The sequence below is a fragment of the Myxococcus sp. MH1 genome, from assembly GCF_059738865.1.
In genome coordinates this window covers 10,081,721-10,102,261 of the sequence record NZ_AP026947.1, presented here as the reverse complement: position 1 = coordinate 10,102,261, position 20,541 = coordinate 10,081,721, and the positions used below count along the sequence as shown (strand labels likewise).

The 20,541-nt window shown below is 71.8% G+C and carries 17 protein-coding genes; 8 read left to right on the top strand and 9 right to left on the bottom strand.

Annotated elements, in window-relative coordinates:
- Positions 1–43 precede the first annotated feature (43 nt).
- Positions 44–859, bottom strand: coding sequence for an OmpA/MotB family protein (locus tag AC6JA9_RS39990; RefSeq protein WP_223751165.1), 816 nt, complete (start codon positions 857–859; stop codon positions 44–46).
- Positions 860–990: 131 nt separating this feature from the next.
- A complete protein-coding gene (locus AC6JA9_RS39985; protein WP_497958711.1) occupies positions 991–2,985 on the bottom strand; it encodes a patatin-like phospholipase family protein in 1,995 nt (664 codons plus the stop codon).
- Positions 2,986–3,162: 177 nt separating this feature from the next.
- Between AC6JA9_RS39985 and AC6JA9_RS39980 the strand changes: the two genes are divergently transcribed.
- Positions 3,163–3,474: a hypothetical protein gene (locus tag AC6JA9_RS39980; protein WP_141324287.1), complete on the top strand. Its 312-nt coding sequence runs from the start codon at positions 3,163–3,165 to the stop codon at positions 3,472–3,474.
- Positions 3,475–3,731: 257 nt separating this feature from the next.
- Positions 3,732–4,430 (top strand): nucleotidyltransferase family protein, encoded by a 699-nt coding sequence (locus tag AC6JA9_RS39975; protein WP_141324256.1) that lies wholly within the window; start codon positions 3,732–3,734, stop codon positions 4,428–4,430.
- A gap of 100 nt (positions 4,431–4,530) precedes the next feature.
- Here the strand turns inward: AC6JA9_RS39975 and AC6JA9_RS39970 are convergent, their stop codons facing one another.
- A complete protein-coding gene (locus AC6JA9_RS39970) occupies positions 4,531–5,421 on the bottom strand; it encodes a hypothetical protein (protein WP_223751163.1) in 891 nt (296 codons plus the stop codon).
- A gap of 334 nt (positions 5,422–5,755) precedes the next feature.
- Here AC6JA9_RS39970 and AC6JA9_RS39965 point away from each other — a divergent pair, with 334 nt between their 5' ends.
- On the top strand, positions 5,756–6,166 hold the full coding sequence (locus AC6JA9_RS39965; RefSeq protein WP_223751162.1) for a response regulator transcription factor: 411 nt from the start codon (positions 5,756–5,758) through the stop codon (positions 6,164–6,166).
- On the opposite strand, the gene AC6JA9_RS39960 is transcribed toward AC6JA9_RS39965, so the two are convergent.
- The 3 genes from AC6JA9_RS39960 to AC6JA9_RS39950 all read right to left on the bottom strand — a co-directional run bounded on the left by AC6JA9_RS39960 (position 6,156) and on the right by AC6JA9_RS39950 (position 9,238).
- Entirely contained in the window at positions 6,156–7,031 is an 876-nt protein-coding gene (locus AC6JA9_RS39960) for a hypothetical protein (protein ID WP_497958710.1), read from the bottom strand. The two genes, AC6JA9_RS39965 and AC6JA9_RS39960, sit on opposite strands and share 11 nt — an antisense overlap.
- Before the next feature lie 164 nt (positions 7,032–7,195).
- Positions 7,196–8,689, bottom strand: coding sequence for a hypothetical protein (locus tag AC6JA9_RS39955; RefSeq protein WP_223751160.1), 1,494 nt, complete (start codon positions 8,687–8,689; stop codon positions 7,196–7,198).
- A 174-nt stretch (positions 8,690–8,863) separates the two neighbouring features.
- Complete coding sequence (locus AC6JA9_RS39950) at positions 8,864–9,238, bottom strand: hypothetical protein (protein ID WP_223751159.1); 375 nt, start codon at positions 9,236–9,238, stop codon at positions 8,864–8,866.
- A gap of 175 nt (positions 9,239–9,413) precedes the next feature.
- Between AC6JA9_RS39950 and AC6JA9_RS39945 the strand changes: the two genes are divergently transcribed.
- The gene (locus AC6JA9_RS39945) at positions 9,414–10,262 is read left to right on the top strand and encodes an HAD family hydrolase (RefSeq protein ID WP_223783905.1); all 849 of its coding nucleotides are present in this window, start codon (positions 9,414–9,416) and stop codon (positions 10,260–10,262) included.
- A 94-nt stretch (positions 10,263–10,356) separates the two neighbouring features.
- On the top strand, positions 10,357–10,881 hold the full coding sequence (locus AC6JA9_RS39940; RefSeq protein ID WP_497958709.1) for a hypothetical protein: 525 nt from the start codon (positions 10,357–10,359) through the stop codon (positions 10,879–10,881).
- A 283-nt stretch (positions 10,882–11,164) separates the two neighbouring features.
- Here AC6JA9_RS39940 and atpA read toward each other — a convergent pair whose 3' ends face one another.
- The 3 genes from atpA to atpH all read right to left on the bottom strand — a co-directional run bounded on the left by atpA (position 11,165) and on the right by atpH (position 15,086).
- A complete protein-coding gene (atpA, locus tag AC6JA9_RS39935; protein WP_223751157.1) occupies positions 11,165–12,712 on the bottom strand; it encodes a F0F1 ATP synthase subunit alpha in 1,548 nt (515 codons plus the stop codon).
- A 198-nt stretch (positions 12,713–12,910) separates the two neighbouring features.
- Positions 12,911–14,347 carry a sensor histidine kinase gene (locus tag AC6JA9_RS39930; RefSeq protein WP_497958708.1) on the bottom strand — a complete coding sequence of 479 codons (1,437 nt, stop codon included), beginning with the start codon at positions 14,345–14,347 and terminating at the stop codon, positions 12,911–12,913.
- 199 nt (positions 14,348–14,546) lie between these two features.
- Positions 14,547–15,086 (bottom strand): ATP synthase F1 subunit delta, encoded by a 540-nt coding sequence (atpH, locus tag AC6JA9_RS39925; RefSeq protein ID WP_223751233.1) that lies wholly within the window; start codon positions 15,084–15,086, stop codon positions 14,547–14,549.
- Positions 15,087–15,244: 158 nt separating this feature from the next.
- Here atpH and AC6JA9_RS39920 point away from each other — a divergent pair, with 158 nt between their 5' ends.
- From AC6JA9_RS39920 to AC6JA9_RS39910, 3 genes are all read left to right on the top strand, one after another.
- A complete protein-coding gene (locus tag AC6JA9_RS39920) occupies positions 15,245–17,074 on the top strand; it encodes an Hsp70 family protein (protein ID WP_046716815.1) in 1,830 nt (609 codons plus the stop codon).
- On the top strand, positions 17,074–18,243 hold the full coding sequence (locus AC6JA9_RS39915) for a TIGR02266 family protein (protein WP_223751155.1): 1,170 nt from the start codon (positions 17,074–17,076) through the stop codon (positions 18,241–18,243). Before AC6JA9_RS39920 ends, AC6JA9_RS39915 begins: the two co-directional genes overlap by 1 nt.
- A gap of 174 nt (positions 18,244–18,417) precedes the next feature.
- Positions 18,418–20,541, top strand: a complete 2,124-nt coding sequence (locus AC6JA9_RS39910; RefSeq protein ID WP_497958707.1) for a beta-propeller domain-containing protein — start codon at positions 18,418–18,420, stop codon at positions 20,539–20,541.

The window sequence follows — 20,541 nt, the reverse complement described above, 5'->3', positions numbered from 1 at the left end:
CAGGCCCAGGGGGCGTGTCACATGTCTCACGCGTGTCTTGGCTTCAGCGCGTGTCGCGCGCCGTCCTCACGCCGGCCTTCTTCGCCGCGAGGTCGGGGATGAGCAGGACCTCGATGCGGCGGTTGCGCGCGCGGCCCTGCGGGGTGGCGTTGGCGGAGATGGGGCGCATCTCGCCATAGCCCGCGGCGAGCATCCGGCGCGCCGGCACGTTGCCGTGCTCCTGGAGGAAGCGCACCACGTTGACGGCGCGCGCCACGGACAGCTCCCAGTTGGTGGGGAAGGTCGTCTGCAGCTTCTGCGACGGCGGCGAGTCGTCCGTGTGGCCCGACACCTGGATGGCCTTGTCATCCACCTTGGCCAGCACGCCGCCCAGCCGCTTGAGGACCTCCTGGCCGCGCTTGCTGATGCTCGCGTCGCCGGAGTCGAAGAGCACCTTGTCCACCAGGTCCACCTGGATGCGGCCCTGGGCCTGCGACAGCTTGATGGCGCCCTCCGCGATTTCGGCCTTCATCTTGTCCTGCAGGTCGTCATAGGTGGCCTTGAGCTTGGCGAGCTCCGCCTCCTGCTCCTGCACCGTCTGGGTGAGCTGCTCCTTCTCCGTATTGAGCTGCTCCTTCTCCGTCGTCAGCTTCGTGTGCTCGGTCTGCAGCGCCGCGAGCTTCTCCTCGGCCTGCTGACGGGCGGCGTCCGCGTCACGGGCGCGCGCGGTGGCCTCGTCCGCCGCCTTGCGCGCCTCCTCCGCCTGCGCCTGGGCCTGCACCGAGCCCCGGTGCGCCAGGTACAGCACGCCACCCGCGAGCAGCACCACCAGCACCGTCACCAGCCAGGGCACCCAGGCCCGCCCTCGCTCCGCTTGCATTCAGGACCTCCAAGGGGATGTTCCTGAAACACCGTAATGACGACACCCGGGTGCGCAGCAAGGCGCCCCGGGTGGGTCCAGGTATCCGGAGGTGCAAGGTTGCAGCGGGGGCGCAAACCCCGCACCGCGCGTCAGAACGGGAGCCAGGAGGGCCGCACGCTGCGCACGTCGCTGAGGACGTGGGACAGCTGCGCGTCGAAGTCCTTGAACGTCTGTCCATCCAACCAGAGGGCTTCAATCTGTTTCTGACCGAGCCGGACCTCGTGACGTTTGCCATTGGCGGCGGTGGCGACGACGGTGTCCCCGCCGCTGTACGTCACCTGGAACTTCTCGCCCCAGATCTGGACGTCCTCGCTGAACTTCAGGTCCTTGGGGACCTGGGTGACGAGGTTGGTGCCGCGCGAGCCGGGGACCTTCATGTCGTCCATGAACTCGCGCAGGAAGTCGCGCGTCACCTGGCGCGTCTGCGTGTCCAGCTTGGGGTCCACCTTGGCGTCGTAGCCGAAGCCGAGCACGCTGTTGCCCTGCTTGGGGTCGTCCAGGTTCCACGTGGGCACGGCGAGCATGAACTGGTTGGCGCCGGGCTTCGCCTTGTCGCGCCAGTCCTGGGCCTCGGTGGCGTTGTCCTTGAGCATCGCGTAGCCGTTGAAGCCGTTCCAGAGGGCGTCGTCGGTGTCGAGCTGGCCGGTGGGCAGCGGCTTGGGCTGCGCGGTGCCGTTGGACGGGTGCGTGCCGCCGCGCGACTGCAGCGACGCGCCGATCTGCGGCAGGTCGTTCTTCGCGTAGCCCATGGGCAGGTTGTCCAGCGTGCCGCCGTCCACCAGGTGCATCTGGCGGCCGGTGACGGGGTCCACCACCTGCACCGGGTCGAACACGCCGGGGATGGCCATGGAGGCGCGCATGGCGAGCGCCACGGGCGTGTCCGGCGTGGTCTCCTGGCTGAAGACGAAGATGCGGTCCTGCGCGCTCTTGAAGCCGCCGTCCGGCACCGCGCTGTCGTAGGCCTTGGCGGCGACCAGCTGCAGGGGAATCTTCAGGTCCGCGAAGGTGACGGGCCGGTCGGTGATGCCGGTCAGCTCGCGCAGCTTCTGGTCGAACAGGTCGAACGCGGCCTGGCCATCCAGGAGGCCACCGTCGTTCAGGTCCAGGTCGAAGTCATACAACTGGCCCAGGCGCGGGTCCTTGGCCACGTCCTCAATCTGCTGCGGCGTGGCGCCCGTGGCGGCGAACGCGGCGGCGATGGAGCCCGCGGACGTGCCCGTCAGGCTCACCGGCACCACGCCCAGGTCGCGCATCTCCGCGAACATGGCCGCGTAGCGCTTGCCCTTGCCACCACCGCCCTCCAGGCTCAGGTGCACGCCCATGGGCTCGCCGCCCTGCACCGGCATCCCCGCCTCGGCGCGGTTCTGCGCGACGGAGGCCGTGTACTCGGCGGCCTTCCTCGCGTCGCCACCCGACACGATGTCCAGCGCGGAGGGCGGCTTCGTCACCGGCGTGCCCGTGGGGAATCGGCTCGCGTGGACCTGGCCGCCGGGCAGCTCCTTGGCGAGGAACTGCGGATCCAACCACAGCGAGCCGGGGCGCGGCGCGGTGGCGCGCGTGTAGCCCGTCGTCTGGGTGAGCTGCGCCTCCGCCTTCTCCAGCGCGGCCTTCACTTGCGGATAGCGCGGGTGCGTGGAGGGCAGCATGTCCAGCTGCGCCGCCAGCGAGCGCACCTGGCCCAGCGTGTCGCGGAAGTCCTTCGTCTGCGCGACGAGCTGCTTGCCCTGCTTGTCGTCGATCTTCGGCGGCAGGATGCGCTCGAGCACCTTGCGCAAATCCCCCAGGTCGACCTGCAGCAGCTTGTCGAGCGGAATCTGGAGCGGCTTGCCCGTCAGGGTGATGCCGGCCCACGGCGTGTTCCCCGCGCCCGGCAGCTTCGGCAGACCCAGGCGCGACAGGTCCGGCAGCTTCGCCTCGAAGCCGTCCACCAGCCGGTTGGCCTCGCGCGCGACGTTCTGCAGCCCCTGGCCCATCCGCTCGAGCAGGTTGGGCTTGGGCGCCTCCGCCGGGCGCGCGGCCACGGGCTCGGGAGTACGACGCGCCGCGGCAGACGACGTGGAGGAGGGCAGGGGCTTGATGCTCATCGCGGTGACTCCACGGACGCGTCGAGGGGTGGCTGCGGTCGCAAGGGGGATTATCGCGCATCCGGCGTCGCGGGTTGTGTGTCGACTGGCGAACCGTCATCCAGGCCCGGCAAGGCACTTGCTACGGGGGTGGATCAGAGGCGCCTGACGCCTGCTTTCTGGAGGCCTTCCGTGACGATGTGCCGCAGCCCTGAGTTCGAGATGCTCGTTTCCCGCGCCGTGACGCTCTTCCCGGAGGACACCGTCCTCTCGGCGCTCCAGGTGATGCACCACCACGCGGTGCACGCGCTGTCCGTCGTGGATGGCCGTGACGGCGCGTGGTTGGGGGAGGTGTCCGAGGACGAGCTGCGCCGGCTGTCCGCCTTCGCGCCGCTGGCGCGGCTGGCTGAAATTCTGACCGCCAAGGCGCTGGCGGGGACGGAAGAAAAGACGGTGGCCCCCGCGACGACGCTGCTGCTCCACGCGCCATCACCCCGGTGGCTGCATTGAAGCGCGCCAGGCCCTCCGGGCCCCGGGCAGGGGAAGCAAGCCTCCGGGGCGGTGCGGACGAGCAGGCGGGCCGTGCGTCTGCGGAGGGCGCACGCTCCAGCTCTCGCCACTCGGACGCGGCGCGGGAAGTGACTGGGGGCCGGCTGACGGCTCGCACCGAGGGGTGGGCTCAAAATCCCCCCGAGAGGTCACAGCCTGTTCCCGGTGGCCCCGGGCCAAGAGGCACTCGATTCCCCGGGGGACGGAGGAGGCTTGGTATGAAGGCAGTGGCGATCATCCTCGCAGCGGGCGAGGCCCGGCGGATGGCCCACCCCAAGGCGCTCATCCTGCACGAAGGCGACAAGAGCTTCCTTCAGTCGCTGGCGTCGACCTTCGTCAAGGCGGGCTGTCAGGTGCTGGGTGTGGTGGGGAAGGACGCGGAGGCCATTCGCAAGCAGCATCCAGGGATGGACCTCCGGGAGTCCGAGCAGTGGCGCGACAGCCAGATGGCCTCGGTGAAGACGGGGCTGGACGCGGCGCTGGCGGAGGGGGCGGACGTGGTGGTGCTGCACCCGGTGGACATGCCGGCGCTCAGGACCAACACGGTGAAGTCGATGCTCAAGCTGATGGGGGACTCCGACGAGATGCTGCGTCCGGAGTTCGAGGGCGCGCCGGGGTGGCCGGTGATGATGTCGCGCGGGATGGCGGAGCGGCTGCGCGCGGCGGACGGCGAGCAATTGGAGACGGTGCTCAAGGGCATGCGCGTGCGCCGGGTGCCCATGAAGGACCCTGGGGTGCTGGTGAACATCAACGCGCCGGAGACATACGAGCGGCTGTTCGGCTCGGCGCCGACGCTCGCGCCCCCGCCCGCGCCGCCCAAGCGCAAGGGCAGTGGCAAGCGCGGCTCGGGGCTCACCACGGTGTCGGACGTCGGCGAGGGCGCTTCGGCGCCCATGGCCGCGGCGTCGGACGAGTAGTCGGAGCAGGGGGTCGGAGCCTTCCTCGTGGAAGGTGGCTCCGGCCTGTCGTCGTCGTCGCGCGCTGGGCGGCGAGCGCTCGCCCATCGCGCGCGGGAGGTCAGAAGGTGAGGCCCAGGCCGAAGTAGGGTCCGCCGAAGCCCTCTTCATGCTCGACGCCGTCCAGGTGTCCGGCGTCGTTGAGGTACAGCGCGCGCCAGCCGCCGCGCACGTTGAAGCCGCCCAGGTGCGCCGCCAGGCCCGCCTGGATGTCCACCTGTCGATGCGGGAAGGGCGTGGCGTTGAGCCTTGCCTCCACGTCCAGGGGGGACGCGCCGATGCACGCCTCCACGGACGCGCCGAAGCTGGGCCCCACGAAGATGATGCCGGGCGCGTGCGCGCTCGACAGGCCCGCCTCCACGCGCATCCGGCCCCGGGCGCTGGCCCACAGCGCCGCCGTCAGTCGCGCGCTCAACAGGGTGATTCGGTCCTCGGTGTCGGAGCCGTCGTCGGCCTTCAGCGACAGGCCGGTGAGGCGCGTGTCCACGCCCAGCCGCCGCCCCTCCATGGCCATGAACACGCCCATGCCGCTGCCGTCCTTGAGCCACTCCGCCTGCGCGCCCATGCGCACCAGCAGGGGCACCGGCTCGTCGCGCCGGCGCGTGGTGCTCGCGCTGGAGCGCAGCGTGGACGTGCCCGTCGCCGCGGCGCCCACGCCCACGAGCGCGCCCGTCGCCGGGGCCCTCACGCGCCGGCGTCTCCTCCGGGGCGCGTCGTCGTCGTCCGCGCGCGGGGGCTTCGTGTCGATGGCCGTCGCGGGGTGGGGCGCGGGCGCGCCGTCGCGAGGTTGTCCCGCGGGGGAGGAGGGGTGCTCGCGGCGCGGCGACCCGCGCCCGGCACGGCCGGGGGACGACGAGGATGAGCGCTTGCCGAAGCGGGCCTCGGCGAGGGCGGGCTCCAGCAGGACGGTGGCGGCGAGCACACAGCCCAGCACGGCCTTGGATGAGGGCAAGGTGCACTCCTCGGGGACGGGGACGACGGGGAGCGACATTCAAGGGCGCCCGGCCCTTGCCGGCCATGGCCCCCGAGGGCGGACGGCCGTTGGCCAGCCGCTGCTGTACGGCCGTGGGCAGCGCACACGGCGCCGAGTGCGCACGACGTGACAGCCGGGCCGCGCGAGGCTCGTGTACCCGACGCTCACGGGTGCGCAGCGCCCGCGCGCGGTGCATCTCCTCCCACGGGCGCCGGGCGTATCCGCCTGCTCGCACCGTGCGGATGCTCACGGTTCGACAATGAGGCGCCGTGGGGTGGAACGAGGCGTGTCAGCCCGGGAAGGAGGCACTAGGGTGGCAATCGTGACCCATGTGGTGATGCAGCCGACCGTGCTCCTGGTGGAGGACGACCCGGACCTCCGGGGCGTGATGGCGGAGGCGCTCCAGGCCGAAGGCTATGACGTGAACATGGCCATCAACGCCCGCGAGGCCGTGCGGGTGCTGGCGGCCACGGAGGTGCCGTGTCTGGTGTTGGTGGACCTGGAGGCGCCGTGTGTCCAGGGGCCGTCGCTCCTGGAGACGTTGAAGCAGGACGCGCGCTTCGCCAGCTCGCGGGTGGTGGGGATGCGCGCGGAGTCCGGCCCGTGTCCCCCGGGGGCGGTGGCGCTTCTGCGCAAGCCCGTGCGGCTCAAGGACCTGATGGCCGTGGTCCAGGCGCACTGCCCGGACCCCCGGCAGGAGACCGCTCAGCGCGTCAGTAGGTGAGGCCCAGGCCGAAGAAGGGGCCGTGGAAGCCGTCGCGGTGCACCACGCCGTCCACCTGGCCCGCGTCGTCGAGCACCATCCCCCGGTAGCCGCCGCGCAGCACGAGCGCGCCCAGGTGCAGCGCCAGCGCGGCGCTCGCGTCCACCTGCCGGTACGGGAAGGGCGTCATCTGGGCGCGGGCCTCGAAGTCCAGCGTGCCGGCCAGGCACGCCTCCAGGGACAGGCCCAGGCTGGGGCCCACGAAGGTGATGTCCGGCGCGTTGGCGGTGCTCACGCCGGCCTCCAGGCGCAGCCGCGCGCGCTCCAGGGAGACGAGCGCCCACGTCAGGTGCGCCTCCACCAGGGTGAGGTTGTCGGTCTCGTCGGTGCCGTCGTCGGCGTCCACGGCGATGCCGGTGACGCGCGCGTCGAAGCCGAAGCGCCGGCCCTCCAGGCCGATGAAGAAGTCCCCCGCGCCGCCGCTGTTGACGGGGCCGCCCTGCAGGCCCAGGCGGAAGGAGAGGGGCGCGGCGTGGCGCTCCTGGCGCAGCTCCCCGCGCTGCCGGGGCTCGTCCACGACGGTCAGCCGGTGGTTGCCGCTGGAGAGCACGAAGGCGAGGAAGCCCAGGCCCTCCACCACGTCGCCCGCGCCGGAGGAGACGTGGCGGCGGTGGTTGCTCCGGCGGCGACGGGGCCGGTCATCGTCGTCGTCATCCCGCGAGCCCACCGGCGAGGCCTCGTGGGTGTCGTCGTTCTTGTCGTCGTCCTTCTTCGAGTCGCTCTGCGACGGCCGGGAGCGCTTGCCGAAGCGCGCCTCCGCCGACGTCGTGCCCAGCAGCAGGCCCAGCGCGAGGAAGGCACACAAGGCGGAACGAAGAGAGAACACGGCGGGGCTCCTGGGGCGGTGGCCGTCGGGCGGCAACACGGCTCGGGACGGCCGTCCGCCTGCTTTATTCATACACCTGGGGTGTACGGGCCGTCGCCCACCCCCCGCCGGCCCGAGGATGGAGCCCGGGAGGTGGGCGACGACCCTCCCGGGGCCCTGGGGGGTTACTTCTTGCCGCAGAGCTTGGGGTTCTTCACGCAGGCCACCGCCAGGCACTGGGAGGCGGAGCGCTGCTCACAGCCCTTCTTGCAGCGGGGCGGGGAGTAGCTGAAGTCGCACATCGCGGGGTCGCACGTGACGCGGTCGCTGGGGGGCAGCGCGTCACAGGGGCTGTTGAGCACGGTGGTGATGGACTCGAGGTGGTAGGCGCCCTCCGTGTCGGCGCAGACCTCGAAGTCACCGTCGGCGGTGACGACGGGGCCGTCGTTCACGTCGCAGGCCGCCTTGGGGGTGAAGGCGTCGGGCTCGCAGGGGCCCACGGTGCGCGCCAGGCAGCCGTACGCGTTGCGCCCGCCGACGATGGCGTTGGCGCAGACGCGCGAGGCCAGGTGCACGTCGCCCGCCACCCAGTCCCGCGAGTAGCACGCGTGGGCGTTCTGGTACGGGTAGCCGTCGAAGTCGGGCTTGGACAGGAAGGGCGCGTAGGTGTCCATGTTGATGTGCACCTCCACGTTGAGTCCCTTGGGGTCCAGGATGTTTCCGAAGAAGGCGCCCTCGCGGAAGGTGAACGCGCCGAAGGACTCGGTGGGGTAGCGGCCGTGGGTGACGGCGGGGCGCACCCAGGAGCCGGGCGGCGAGGAGCGGTCATATGGCGCGGACATGACGCTGTACCTGCCGCCGCGGGGGCAGGTGAAGGTGGCGCTGGGCTGCGCGCCGCCGCAGTCGTTGCCCTCGCCGAGCGCCAGGGAGCTGGCGGCCTCGCAGCCCCGGGGCTGGGCGCACACGCGCAGCACGCGGTCGCCGTCGCCGGAGCCCAGCGTCGTCGTGCACGACGTGTCCAGCCGGGGCGCGCCCGCGGCGATGGTGACCTGCTCGCCCGGCGTGCAGCTGCCCACGCCCTCACCCACCCAGCCGCACTCCTCCCACGCGCCGCGGCCTCCGTGCGCGCAGGGCAGGAACATGGGGTGCCACTGCTGGGTGACGCCGGTGGGGTTGAAGAGCCGGGAGTCCTTCGGGTGCTCGCCGCGCATCGAAATCTCCACCGTGTGGCCGTAGGCGTTGTTGCGCGACAGCAGGCACGCGCTCACGTAGCCCAGGCACTGGGCGCTCGGCGCGCGCACGCCCCACTCCGGGCACAGGCCCACGCCGCCCGAGAAGGAGTGGACCTCCTTCTTGCGGTCCATCCACTCCACCGTGGCGGTGGCGGGCAGGGCGCACTCCACCAGGTAGTGCATGACGTTGCGCGCGGCCGGGTCCTCCAGCTGGTGGCGCAGGCGCGCGTCCGCCTCGAAGGCGTACGTGGTCAGCGGCTGCGAGGTGAGGGCCTCCAGCGAGCGGGAGTTGGTGGTGAGGGCGTTGAAGGCCAGGTCCGCGGTGGACAGCGAGTTGAGGATGCGGATGCCCGGCTCGGCGCTGGCGCGCGAGAGCGGCAGGAGCGCGGTGAGACACAGCGCGGTCAACAGGAGCCTGGAGGGAGCTCGGAACTGGAGGGACGACATGGGGTGAGGACCTCGCGCGGAAGATGACGCGAAGCCCCAGGTAGCACGTGGCGGGCCGTGCACCGCGTCACAGTCCTTCCAGGGGGTTGCGCGCGCGGGAGGGGCAGGGGCTGTTGCCTCCAGGTCCACACGGGCCGGCGGGTGTGGACCTGGGGTCCACGCCCGAAGGGACTCTCAGCGGCGGTGGGCCTTCTTGCCCTTGGTGGTCCGGCGGGGCTCGGCGCGGCCCTGGGCGGGGGGCGGCTCGGCGGGGGGCGCGGCGCAGGCGGCGGCCGCGCTGAGGGCCTCCTCGCGGGCCGTCTGGTGTTGCTGCTCCAGCACGCGCAGCCGCCGGGCCATGGCCTCGCGCAGGGCCTGGAGCTCCGCCACGCGGGCCTCGGACTCGGCCGCCTCGCGCTCCAACTGGACGCGGCGCTCGTGCAGCGCCGACACGGAGCGCGAGCCCGCCCAGGCGCCCGTCGCGCCCAGCACGCACGCTCCGGCCAGCAGCCCCCAGGGCAACCACGCCCGGCGCCACCGCGCCGCCTCGTTTCGCCGTGTCGCTTCCATGCCCCCCGAAGGCTAGCGAGTCCCCCGCTGTAGGCCTCAAGGTGGCGGCCCTGCCACCGATTTACAGGGAGGCCTCAAGTTTACAGGGCGGAAACCGGAGTCACGGGCTTGATTCGCGGGCCGTGGCGGGGCGTCATCCGGCCCCTTTCCTCCAACTTCGGGAGACGGTGGGCTGATGGCGATTGCTTGCGTGGTGCTGGACTTCGACGGGACCTTCACGGACGTGGCGACGGAGAGCGCGCCCTTCCTGACACACTTTCGTGACGGGCTGGCCCACGCGTTGGGGCAGGGCGTGGAGCAGGCGTGGGAGGAAGAAGTCGCGGCGCTGCGCGCGGGTGCGGACCTCCTCGGCTGGAACCTGGGCGGCAGGGTGGTGGCGCCCGCCACGGCGGACCCGTACCTGACGGCGACGACGGCCGCGCACCGCATCTTCCAGCGGCTGTCGGTGGGCACGAACGAGGCCACGCGCTCGGAGGCGGTGCAGAAGCTGTATCGCGACTCGTACGTGCACTCGGCCACGGCCTTCAAGCCGGAGGCGAAGGAGGTGCTGGAGGCGCTGCTCGCCACGGGGCTGCCCGTCACGGTGGTGACGAACGCGCACACGGAGCTGGTGGTGAAGAAGCTCGACACCTTGGCCCCCAAGGGCCGCGAGCGGCTCAAGGTGTCCGGCGACGCGCGCAAGTTCCTGTTGGACCCGCCGGACGTGGCGGACGCGCGCTTCGACGCGCTGCCGGAGACGCAGACGCTGGACGGGGTGCTGCGCCGGCCGGTGTACCTGCGCCGGGGCCGCTACTTCGAGGCGCTCAAGCGCATCTGGGACACCACCGGCACGCGGCCGGACCAGACGCTGGTGGCGGGTGACATCTACGAGCTGGACCTGGCGCTGCCGGCCGCCCTGGGCGCGCACGTGCAACTGGTCGCGCGCGACAACGTGCTGCCGTACGAGCTGAAGGCCATCGAGCAGCTCGGCGCCCGTGGCGGCGTGGACAAGAGCCTGCACGCGCTCTTGCCCCGGCTGCGCTGAGCGCGCGCGATATGGTGGGCCCGGAGGCCGCGTTGAGTCAGGAGGCGGGGCCTCGAATGCCCCGCGTCCTCGCGATTCGGCAACAGGGGTGTCCATGGGCCCGCGTCGTCCGCTGTCGATGTGCCTCTTCGCCGCGGTGCTCGGGGCCGCGTGCGCGTCCTCGCCGCAGACGGTGGTGAGCCGGCCGCAGGCCTCCGTCACGCGTCCCGCGAAGGCGCCCGGCTGCGCGTTCGAGGTCTTCGAGCAGGGCGAGCCATCCAGGCCCTACGCCGAGGTGGGCACGCTGTCGATGACGACCAACGAGTACCTGGGCGAGGAGGGCCGCAAGGAGCTTCTCCAGGAGACCGTGTGTCTGATGGGCGCGGACGCGGTGCTGCTGCCCCACCCGGCGGAGCGCAAGCTGGCGGGGGGCCAGCGTGTGCGCGAGTTCGAGGCGCGCTTCATCTCCTGGACGGACGTGCCCGCGCCCGAGGTCGGGGACCCGCTGCCGCTCGATGATCGCCCCGTGCGCGGGGCCGAGGACGGCTACCTCATCATCCCCGTGGACCCCGAGTGGACGGGCGAGTCCATCGGCACCGCGGTGCGCGAGGTGCCGGCCCGCGCGGAGGGGGCGAAGTAGCGGCTCAGCACATCGCGCGAGGCACTCCAGCGTCCGCGCTGTGGGCACCACGGACGCCAGGCACCAGCGCGCGAGGACAAGGCGAAGCAGCAGGTTACCGCGACCACGCCAGGCACCCCCCTGCCCGCGGCATCGGCACCACGGACGCGAGGCACCAGCGCGGCGAGGACGCGGCGAAGTCGCGGACCACGAGCCCCCGCCGCACCCGGAAACACGAAGCCCCGCCTCCCGGTGAAGGGAGCGCGGGGCTCGGTGCGTCGGGCCTTGGCGGCCGGAGCTCTGCCTAGACCTTCGCGCCCGGGGTGGGCTGGAAGACGTCGTTGAACTCGGAGATGGCCTTGTTCAGCGCCGCCTTGATGTCGTTGGTCAGCTCGCGCTTGGAGGCGATGTCCTTCGCGACGTTCGGGTGCTTGCCGTCCGCGAACTCCAGGAACTCACGCATCCAGCGCACCACGTCGGAGACGGGGATGTCGCGCACCCAGCCGCGCTTCTTGGGGTCGTCGCGGTTGGTCGCGGCGTAGATCTGCATGACCTGACGCTCGACGGAGAGCGGCTCGTACTGGCCCTGCTTGAGCAGCTCCACCATGCGGGCGCCACGGGCCAGGGTCTCCTGGGTGGCCTTGTCGAGGTCCGAGCCGAACTGGGCGAAGGCGGCCAGCTCGCGGTACTGCGCGAGGTCCAGCTTCATGGTGCCGGCGACCTGCTTCATCGCCTTGATCTGCGCGGCGGAGCCGACGCGGGACACCGACAGACCGACGTTGATGGCCGGGCGGACGCCGGAGAAGAACAGGTCCGTCTCGAGGAAGATCTGCCCGTCGGTGATGGAGATGACGTTCGTCGGGATGTAGGCGGACACGTCGCCGGCCTGCGTCTCGATGATGGGCAGCGCGGTGAGCGAGCCCGCGCCCTCCTCGTCCGACAGCTTGGCGGCGCGCTCCAGCAGGCGGCTGTGCACGTAGAACACGTCGCCCGGGTACGCCTCGCGGCCCGGCGGGCGGCGCAAGAGCAGCGACAGCTGGCGGTACGCCACGGCCTGCTTGGACAGGTCGTCGTAGATGATGAGGGCGTGCATCTTGTTGTCGCGGAAGTACTCGCCCATGGCCACGCCGGCGTACGGCGCGAAGAACTGCATCGGGGCCGGGTCGGAGGCGTTCGCCGCCACCACCGTGGTGAACTCCATGGCGCCGAAGCGGTTGAGCTTCTCCACGACCTGGGCGACGGTCGACTGCTTCTGACCGATGGCCACGTAGATGCAGTAAACGTTCAGGCCCTTCTGGTTGATGATGGTGTCGATGGCGACGGCCGTCTTGCCCGTCTGGCGGTCACCGATGATGAGCTCGCGCTGACCACGACCCACCGGCACCAGCGCGTCCAGCGCCTTGATGCCCGTCTGCAGGGGCTCATGCACGCTCTTGCGCTTCACGATGCCGGGCGCCTTCACCTCCAGGCGGCGCGTCTCGGTCCCCTCGATGGGGCCCTTGCCGTCCAGGGGCTGGCCGAGCGGGTCCACCACGCGGCCGAGCAGGCCCTTGCCCACGGGCACGGAGGCGATCTGCTGGGTGCGCTTGACGGTGTCGCCCTCGCGGATGGTCTGGAAGTCACCCATGATGGCGACGCCGACGTTGTCCTCCTCGAGGTTGAGGACCAGGCCCTTCACGCCGTTGGTGAACTCCACCAGCTCACCGGCCAGCACGCCCTCCAGGCCGTAGATGCGCGCGATACCGTCGCCGACGGACAGCACGGTGCCCGTCTCCGCGACGGTGACCTTCTTGCCGTAGTCCTTGATCTGCTCCCGGATGATTCTGCTGATCTCGTCGGCGCGGATTTCCATGGGCGTTTTGCGTCCTCGAACAGGGGGCGGGCCGGGTCGGTTCGGGTCCGCCAAAGCTTAAGAAGTCGGGGCCCCTTACCACGCACCCCCGGCCCCTGCAATGCGCACGACATTCGGGGCTCTCGGGGCATTATCAACCCCTTAAGTCCCGGCGCTCCCACACCGGCCGAGCGAGGGCGGGCGGGCGCTCGCGGCGCCCTAGCGGACGGAGGATTCGCGGGGCAGCCAGACGACGAAGCGTGTTCCGCCCTGGGAGGACTCCACGGTGAGCCGGCCCCCGTGGGCCACGGCCACCTGCCGGGCGATGAACAGGCCCAGGCCCAGGCCCTCGGCGCTGGCGGGGCGGCCCCGGCGGAAGGGCTCGAAGAGGGTGGCGTGCTCCTCCTGCGGCACCATCAGCGAGTCGTTGCGGATGGACAGCGTCACGCCCCCCACCGCGCCCACCAGCTTGAGCCACACCGGGGTGGGCTCCGGGCTGTGCTGGAGCACGCTGCCCAGCAGCGTGTCCGCCAGCTGGGTGATGCGCCCCGCGTCCCAGTGGCCCCGCAGGTCGCCCTGCGTCTCCATCAGCAGCGTGCGGCCCGGGTGCACCTGCCGCCGCTCCTCCAGGACCTTCTCCACCAGCCGGTCCAGCACCAGCGGCTCCGGGCGCACCGGCAGCCCGCCGGACAGCCGGGCCCGGGTGAAGTCGAGCAGCTCGTGGATCATCCGCTCCATGCGCCGCGCGGCCTGGGCCACGTGCCCCACCAGCCGCTGCTGGGGCTCCTCCAGGTTCTCCAGCCGCTGCAGGGCGCTCGTGCCGGACTGGATGCTCTCCAGCGGGGAGCGCAAATCGTGGCCCACCACGCCCAGCAGCTGCTCCCGGAAGTGCTCGGTGCGCTCGGCGCGCTCCTCCGCCGCCTTGCGCCCGCTGATGTCCCAGATGGCGGCCAGCCGCACCTGCCGGCCCTCCCACGTCACGAACTTCCCCAGCACTTCCAAGGGGATGCGCTGGCCATCGCGCCGCACGCACATGACCTCGTAGGGCGTCTCCACCCCCCGGGCCACCGCGGACATGACGGCGGGCCGGTACTCCGGCGCCACCCATTCGACCAGGTGGTGGCCGATCAACTCCCGGGGCGACTCGTGGCCCAGGAGGTGCGCCAGCGCGCGGTTGGCGTCCAGCACCACGCCGTTCTCGTGCAGGAAGTGCCCGTCACAGGCCACGTCGGCCAGGCTGCGCATGTGCGCCTCGCGCTCGCGCAGCCGGGCCTCCTCGCGCACGCGCTCCGTCTCGTCGCGCACCCACAGCACCACGCCCGCCAGCACCCCGGCCTGGTGCGCCGGGGACAGCCCCACCCGCAGGTGCTTCTCACCCGAGCCCGCGGCCAGCACCCCCGTCAGCGGCGCCTCCACCACGTTCTCCCCCGAGAGGGCACGCGTCAGCAGCGGGGCCAGCGAGAAGGCCACCTTCGGCCAGACGTCCACCAGGGGACGCCCCAGATAGGCCCGGGTCTCCAGCCCCGACAGCGACGTCAGCGCGCCATTCACCCACACGGGCCTGAGCTCCCTGTCCAGCAGGGCGATGCCACAACCCGTCGCGTTCAGCAGCGCGCCGAGGAAGGGCCAGGCCTCCTCGGGGGCCACGGCGAACATCGGGCCACCGGGAAGGGGGTGAAACAGGGACTGCGGCATGTTGAGGTCGTCCAGAAAACCCGGGGTTGCCCCGTGTTCCCCCGAGTATACCTCTGTCCCAGGGCTACTGGAAATGCCGGTTTGCCCCGGACTACCGGGTGCGTGGACGACCTGGGGCGTTGGCCGCGAGGATGCGGCCGCACGCCCCGGACGGCGGGTGCTACTTCAGCTCGCGGCGCATCTGGTCCAGCTGGGTGCGCAGGCTGCCGTCGTAGAGGATGCTGCCCACCTGGGCGGACACGCCACCGAGCAGGCTGGGGTCCACGCGGGTCTCCAGGATGACGTCGCGCTGGGTGAGCTGCTGCAGGGTCTGGCGCAGCTGGGCCAGGGTGTCGGCCGGGAGGGCGGCGGCGCTGGTGACGTTGCCGCGGACGCGGCCGGCGCGGGCATCCGCCATGTCGCGGAACACGCGGGCGATGTCCGGCACGTAGACCAGCCGGTTGCGGTCCACCAGCAGGCGCAGGGTGTTGGCGAGCACCGGCTCCAGCCCGGGGATGAGCTTCATCACCCCTTCCACGACCTGGCCGCGCTGGGAGCGCGAGTAGGCGGGGTTGTTGAGCACGTCCGTGAGCTCGGGGTTCTTCGCGAGGATGTCCGCGAAGGTGGTGAGCTGCTCGGCGACGGCATCGATGCGGCCCGCCTCCGACGAGACGTCGAGGAGGGCACGGGCGTAGCGGCGGGCGATGGAGACGTTCACCATGACGGGTCGCGCCCTTAGCATGGTGCCCCATGGCCGTCCACCCCCGTGGCCGTCGTGCCCGGGCGGGCAGGGAAGCGACAGGCGGAGGGCAGGTCCGACGCGAGGGGGCTTGGCGAGGAGGCGGGAAGACCCGTACCGTGGGGTCCCGACCGCCCCCCATGCACGACCCCGTCATCGGCATCGACCTGGGTACCACCAATAGCGCCGTGGCCACCGTGGAAGATGGCCGGCCGCGCCTCATCCCCTCGCGCGCGGGGGGCCGGCTCACGCCCTCCGTGCTCGGCGTCACCAAGAGCGGCGAGCGCGTCGTGGGCCAGCAGGCCCAGGTGCTGGCGGAGGAGCACCCGGACGCGGTGGTCTGGGCCACCAAGCGCTTCCTCGGGCGCCGCTACACGCCGGAGCTGGTGCAGCAGGCGAAGGCGCTGGTGCCCTATCCGCTCGTCGCGGGCCCCGCCGGTGACGTGCGCGTGAAGCTGGCCGGGCGGGTGATGCCCTGCACGCAGGTCTCCGCGATGATTCTGGGCGAGCTGGCGCTGGACGCGCAGGCGCACTTCGGCCGCCCCGTCAGCAAGTGTGTCATCACCGTCCCCGCCAACTTCGACGACAACCAGCGCCAGGCCACGCGCGAGGCGGCCTCCATCGCGGGCCTGGAGGTGGTGAGGCTGGTGAACGAGCCCACCGCGGCGGCGCTCGCGTACGGGCTGTCGCGTGGCTTCGAGGGCAACGCGCTGGTGTTCGACCTGGGCGGCGGCACCTTCGATGTGTCCATCCTCGACGTGAAGTCCGGCGTCTTCGAGGTGCGCGCCACCGGCGGCGACCCCAGGCTGGGCGGCGAGGACTTCGACCAGCGAATCGTCCAGTGGCTCTTGGCCCAGGTGGACGATGAGCTGCGCCACGTGGTGTCGCAGGACGCGCAGAGCCTGAGGCGCCTGAAGGTCGCCGCCGAGGCCGCCAAGCGCGAGCTCACCGAGCATGAGGAGTCCACCATCTCCGTGACGGGGCTGGGCGACCACTCGGGCAAGGGCGGGCGCACGACGGAGCTGGAGACGGTGCTCACGCGCTCGTTCTTCGAGACGCTGTCGGAGCCCCTGTCTCGCCGCTGCCTGGAGGTGTGCGAGGGCGTGATGCGCGAGGCGAAGATGGACCCGCGCTCGGTGGACGTGGTGCTGCTGGTGGGCGGCATGACGCGCGTGCCGCTGGTGCGCCGGCTGGTCGCGGACTTCTTCGGTCGGCAGCCCTCCACGGACGTGCACCCGGACGAGGCCGTGGCGCTGGGCGCCGCGGTGCAGGCGGACGAGCTGCTCCGCCAGTCCGGTCAGGCGCTGCTGCTGGACGTGGCCAGCCAGAGCCTGGGCGTGGGCGTGCTGGGCGGGCGCGTGAAGCGGCTCATCGCGAAGAACACGGGCGTGCCCGTCGTCGCGCGCGACATCTTCTTCCCCGGCACCTCCGGCCAGCACGAGGCGCGCATCCCCGTGTACCAGGGCGAGAGCGAGTTCCAGGACGAGAACCACAAGCTGGGCGAGGTGGTGCTCAAGAACCTGCACGTGGCCGCGCGCGGAGACGTGCCGCTGGAGGTCGTCTTCGAGCTGTCCGGTGAGGCCATCCTGTCCGTGAAGGCCACGGACCTGACGACCGGCAACATGGAGACGGTGCGCCTGGAGGCGCGCGCGGGCCTGCCGCACGGCGAGGCGGAGAAGCTGGGCGCGGAGCAGGCGAACTACGCGAAGTCGCAGGGCGTGGTGGACGCGAAGCGCGCCGAGGAGCTGTTCCGCAAGCTGCTGGAGCGCGGCGAGAAGCTGGCGCGGATGCTCCAGAAGAGCGCGCAGGAGAACCCCAGCCCGGAGGCCGAGGCCGCGGTGGGCACGGTCCAGAAGCTGCTCGACGGCGGGCGCACCGCGCTGGACAGCAAGGATGCGGCGAAGTGCGCCGCCATCGCCCGGCAGCTCACGCAGCTGTTGTCCGGCGGCAAGCAGGAGCCGCGGGCCTGATGAACGCGCCCGGCTCCACCACGCGGGAAGCCGTGTTCGTGGTGGACGACTCGCGCACCGCGCGCGAGGTGGTGCGGCTGCACCTGGCCCGGCTGGGCTGCGAGCCGGTGACGCTGGAGGGGGGCGAGGCGTGTCTGGCGGAGCTGGCCCGCCGCGCGCCCATGCTCATCCTGATGGACCTGCGCATGGAGCGCATGCAGGGCGACGAGGTGTGCCGCGCGGTGAAGTCACACCCCGCGGGCCGCAACGTGCCCGTCATCATGTTCACCTCCGCCGGCGAGCCGCACGAGGTGATGCACTGCTGGCGCGCGGGCGCGGATGACTTCCTGCCCAAGCCCGTCGCGCTCGAGGCGCTGCAGGCCAAGCTGGTGGCGGTGCGCAACGCCCGTGAGCGCGCGAAGGAGGGGCCTCCCAAGGGCCGCCGCGTGCTGCTCGTCGAGGGCGGCCGCTTCCTGCACACGTTCCTGGGCGGCTCGCTGGAGCAGGAGGGCCTGCACGTCCTCTACGCGCGCGACGCGCAGGACGCGGAGGCGCTCGCGGCGGAGCACGGCGCGCAGCTCGACGGCTTCCTCGTCGACGTGTCGCGGGCCCCGCGCGAGACGCTGGCCCTGGCCGCGCGGCTGCGCGACGCGAACCCGAAGAAGCCGCTGGTGCTCCTGTCGCGCGCGGAGGAGTCCGGTGAGGTGCTCGCCCGTGCGCAGGCCTTGTCGGGCGCGCCGCTGCTGGAGAAGCGCCACCTGGGCGCCGATGAGCTGCTCGGGCGCGTGCTGTCGCGGCTGACGCCCGACCGCGTCCCCCTGCGGGCCGCCGAGCGCGTGCCCTTCTTCACCGTGGTGGAGTTCGCCCCGCTGGCCGGGGGCGCCGCGCTGACGGGCTTCAGCCACGACGCCAGCCCCGAGGCCCTCTTCGTGCGCACGCTCACCCCGGCGCGCGAGGGCACCCGGTTGTCGTTGAAGGTGTCGCTCGCCGGACAGCGCTCACCGTGCTCGGCCGAGGCCACCGTCGTCTGGGCCAACCCGCCGCGCGCCCCTGGCGCCTTCCGTGCACCGGCGGGCATGGGCCTGCGCCTGGAGCGCATGGACCCGGCGCTGACGCAGCAGTTCGTCCGCTTCGTGCCGCGGACTCACGGATTTCCCCCCACGGGGAATCCGCGCGCCTCAGGTTTCTGAGAGGCCCTGGCGCCCGCAAGCCCCTGGAAATCCCGGTGTCCCGAGTCAGCGTGGTTGCTGGCATGGGGGTGGCAAGAGCGCGCCCGGGCCGTGCCGTCATCCGGGCATGGCGGGCCGGGGGATTCCAGCTCGCGCCGCGGATGGGGCCAACAGACACGAACCGGGAGGAATCTCATGCGGCGATGGAAGCGCTACGGATGGGTGGGGCTGGTGGCGGTGGCTGCGGTGGGTTGTGACGACGACAAGACGTATCCGCAGGTGGAGAACGAGCCGGTGGCGCAGGAGGCGCGGCTGGATGCCTTCGAGGGCTGCGAGGCGCTGGAGCGGCACATCGAGGACACGGCGACGAAGCGGATGCGCGCGTCGGTGGAGTCGATGCGGCCCCGCGGTCTGCAGTGGTGGTTCGGCGACGGCGCGGCGCCTCCCACGGGCGCGCCCATGCCCTCCGAGGACAACGGTGGCGCTGGCGCGCCGCGCGGCCCCGACGACTACACGGGCACCAACAACCAGGTGGCCGGCGTGCACGAGGCGGACTTCGTGCAGAACGACGGCAACCACATCTTCGTGCTGTCCGGGTCCAAGCTGTATGTGAATCGCTCCTGGCCCGCGGACCAGCTCACGCGCGTGTCGTCGCTGGCCATCGAAGGTCAGCCGCGCGAGATGCTCTACGACAAGGAGCGCCAGCGGCTGGTCATCGCGTCGCAGGTGTACGAGGAGCGTCCCGGTCGCCCCTCGGTGTGGGGGGATTCTCCGATGATGGGCGCGCCCCTGCCCGACTGCGCGGGTCTGCGCTGCGGCTACATGCAGGGCGGCACGCTGAAGGTGACGGTGGTGGACGTGTCGGACCTGGCGTCGCCCCAGGTGAAGCAGCAGGTGTTCCTGCCGGGCGGCTACCTCACCGCGCGCCGCGTGGACAGCGCCGTGCGGCTGGTGATGACGGACGAGTTCCGCTGGCCCTCGGACGTGCGCTTCTACCCCGAGTACTCCCGTGAGCTGGAGAACCGCGACAAGATGAACGCGGCGCTCGACGCGCTCATCGTCAAGAACGAGAAGCTCATCCGCGACCAGACGCTGGCGGACTGGGTGGAGCCCGGTCGCCGGGTGGCGGCGGACGGCACCACCACCGCGCTGCCCTTCTCCTGCTCGGACTTCTTCCACGCCAACGCGCCCACGGGCCTGGGCTTCGTGACGGTGCTGTCGCTGGACCTGGACACGGTGGAAGGCGCCGCGCCGCTGGGCCGCACCAGCGTGGTGTCCGCGCCGGGCGTGGTGTACGCGTCCACCGAGTCCCTGTACCTGTCCGCCAACCACTGGTGGTGGCAGCAGGTGGCGGAGCAGTCCGACCACTCGTACATCCACAAGTTCGACATCCGTGAGCCGGCGCGCGCCACGTACGTGGGCAGCGGCTCGGTGGCCGGAGTGCTGGTCAACCAGTTCGCCATGGACGAGCACGAGGGCGTGCTGCGCGTGGCCACCACGGTGACGACGTGGCGCACGGCGGGCAATGGTGACGGCGTGTCGACGCCCACCACCAACGGCCCGGACACCGTGAGCCGGCTGGTGACGTTCGCCCCGAAGAACGGGCGGCTGGAGGAGCTGGGGCGCAGCGAGGACCTGGCGCCGACCGAGCGCATCTTCAGCGCGCGCTTCGTGGGCAAGAAGGGCTACATCGTGACCTTCCGCCAGACGGACCCGCTCTTCACCTTCGACCTGAGCGACCCGGCGCACCCGCGCAAGGTGGGCGAGCTGAAGATTCCGGGCTTCTCCACGTACATCCACCCGCTGGGCGACACGCACCTGCTCACCTTCGGCGAGGACCGCGACGAGGACGGCGGCTGGCGCAACCGCGCGCTGAAGCTGTCGCTGTTCGACGTGACGGACCTGGCCAACCCCCGCGAGGCCTTCACCCACCGGATGGGGACGAGCGGCTCCAACAGCGAGGCCCTGCACGACCACAAGGCGTTCAACTACTTCGCGGCCAAGGGCCTGGTGGCGGTGCCCTTCGTGGACTGGGACTACAGCCGCCCCGACTACTGGTCCGGCTTCACCAGCGAGCTGCGCGTGTTCCGCGTGGACATGGCCACGGGCTTCACGCCGGTGGGCGCGGTGTCGGCGCGGGACATGTTCCAGCGCTTCGAGCACCCGCACTGGAGCTGGTACTGGGCGCCGGAGGTGCGCCGCAGTGTGATGGCGGATGACTTCGTGTACGCCATCACCGACGCGGGCATCCGCGTGGCCAACGTGGGGGCCCTCCAGACGCCCCTGGCCACCACGTACTTCGACGCGCCGGTGCCCTGA

Excerpts from the sequence above, each read along its gene's own strand:
- AC6JA9_RS39990 (WP_223751165.1), bottom strand. The coding sequence starts at position 859 with ATGCAAGCGGAGCGAGGGCGGGCCTGGGTGCCCTGGCTGGTGACGGTG.
- AC6JA9_RS39985 (WP_497958711.1), bottom strand. The coding sequence starts at position 2,985 with ATGAGCATCAAGCCCCTGCCCTCCTCCACGTCGTCTGCCGCGGCGCGT.
- AC6JA9_RS39980 (WP_141324287.1), top strand. The coding sequence starts at position 3,163 with ATGTGCCGCAGCCCTGAGTTCGAGATGCTCGTTTCCCGCGCCGTGACG.
- AC6JA9_RS39975 (WP_141324256.1), top strand. The coding sequence starts at position 3,732 with ATGAAGGCAGTGGCGATCATCCTCGCAGCGGGCGAGGCCCGGCGGATG.
- AC6JA9_RS39955 (WP_223751160.1), bottom strand. The coding sequence starts at position 8,689 with ATGTCGTCCCTCCAGTTCCGAGCTCCCTCCAGGCTCCTGTTGACCGCG.
- AC6JA9_RS39950 (WP_223751159.1), bottom strand. The coding sequence starts at position 9,238 with ATGGAAGCGACACGGCGAAACGAGGCGGCGCGGTGGCGCCGGGCGTGG.
- AC6JA9_RS39945 (WP_223783905.1), top strand. The coding sequence starts at position 9,414 with ATGGCGATTGCTTGCGTGGTGCTGGACTTCGACGGGACCTTCACGGAC.
- AC6JA9_RS39940 (WP_497958709.1), top strand. The coding sequence starts at position 10,357 with ATGGGCCCGCGTCGTCCGCTGTCGATGTGCCTCTTCGCCGCGGTGCTC.
- atpA (WP_223751157.1), bottom strand. The coding sequence starts at position 12,712 with ATGGAAATCCGCGCCGACGAGATCAGCAGAATCATCCGGGAGCAGATC.
- AC6JA9_RS39930 (WP_497958708.1), bottom strand. The coding sequence starts at position 14,347 with ATGTTCGCCGTGGCCCCCGAGGAGGCCTGGCCCTTCCTCGGCGCGCTG.
- atpH (WP_223751233.1), bottom strand. The coding sequence starts at position 15,086 with ATGGTGAACGTCTCCATCGCCCGCCGCTACGCCCGTGCCCTCCTCGAC.
- AC6JA9_RS39920 (WP_046716815.1), top strand. The coding sequence starts at position 15,245 with ATGCACGACCCCGTCATCGGCATCGACCTGGGTACCACCAATAGCGCC.
- AC6JA9_RS39915 (WP_223751155.1), top strand. The coding sequence starts at position 17,074 with ATGAACGCGCCCGGCTCCACCACGCGGGAAGCCGTGTTCGTGGTGGAC.
- AC6JA9_RS39910 (WP_497958707.1), top strand. The coding sequence starts at position 18,418 with ATGCGGCGATGGAAGCGCTACGGATGGGTGGGGCTGGTGGCGGTGGCT.